The sequence below is a fragment of the Massilia glaciei genome (assembly GCF_003011895.2).
GTDB lineage: Bacteria > Pseudomonadota > Gammaproteobacteria > Burkholderiales > Burkholderiaceae_D > Telluria_A > Telluria_A glaciei.
Genome location: NZ_PXWF02000175.1, coordinates 1 through 1,160, shown reverse-complemented (window position 1 = coordinate 1,160; position 1,160 = coordinate 1). Strand labels below are relative to the sequence as shown.

The following is a 1,160-nucleotide window of genomic DNA, read 5'->3' as shown; positions in this document are numbered from 1 at the left end:
GCGCGCGGCCTACCCGCAGGCGCTGGCCGCGCCCGACCTGGCGGTGCCGGACAGCCACCGCGGCAACGGCGGCGCGGCCTGGACGCGCGACACCGCGCTGGTCGAGGTGATGCGCGCGCGCCTGGCCGGCTTCGGCCCGCAGCCGCTGGCCGCGATCGCCTCGGCGCTGGCGCTGCCGGAGGGCGGCGCGGGCATCGCACTTGGCCAGCTCGAAGCCGAAGGCTACGTCATGCGCGGGCGCTTCACACCCGGGGCGGCGGCCGAGGAATGGTGCGAGCGGCATCTGCTGGCGCGCATCCACCACTACACCATCAAGCGGCTGCGGCGCGAAATCGAACCGGTCGAACGACAGGACTTCATGCGCTTCCTGTTCGACTGGCAGCACCTGGCGCCCGACACGCAATTGCGGGGGCAGGCCGCGTTGAGGCAGGTGCTCGCGCAGCTCGAGGGCTACGAGGCTGCCGCCGGCGCCTGGGAGAACGACCTGCTCGCGCTGCGCCTGCGCGACTACTCGATCCTCTGGCTCGACGAGCTGTGCCGCGCCGGCAAGCTGATCTGGACCCGCATCGGCGCGCCGGTGTCGGCCGCCGGCGGTCCGGTGCGCGGCACGCCGATCGTGCTGCTGCCGCGCCGCCAGAGCGCGCTGTGGCACGCGCTGCCGGCCGCGTCCGGCGCGCCCGACATCTCGCCGCGCGCGGGCCGGGTGCTAGCGGCGCTGCGGCGCGACGGCGCCATGTTCTTCGACGAACTGCAAAGCGACGCCCGCCTGCTGCCGGTCGAGCTCGAAAACGCGCTTGGCGAACTGGTCTCGACCGGCCTGGTCAACGCCGACAGCTTCGCCGGCATGCGCGCGATGCTGCAGCCGGCGAGCAAGCGGGCCAGCGTCGACAAGCGCCGCCGCGGCGCCGGGCCAACCATGGACGAAGCGGGACGCTGGTCGCTGGTGCGCCGCGCCGGCCCCGATGCGGCGGAAGCGGCCGCGACGCCGGCGCGCAAGCCGCGACTCGGTCCCGAAACCGTCGAGCATGTCGCCATGACGCTGCTGCGCCGCTACGGCGTCATGTTCTGGCGCCTGCTCGAACGGGAGGCGGCGTGGCTGCCGTCGTGGCGGGAACTGCTGCCCGTGTACCACCGGCTCGAGGCGCGCGGCGAGATCCGCG

At 74.5% G+C, this 1,160-nt stretch carries 1 protein-coding gene; it reads left to right on the top strand.

All coding sequences use genetic code 11. The features are described from left to right. On the top strand, positions 1-1,160 hold a 1,160-nt coding region (locus C7C56_RS11085), incomplete at both ends, for an Lhr family ATP-dependent helicase (RefSeq protein WP_441295172.1).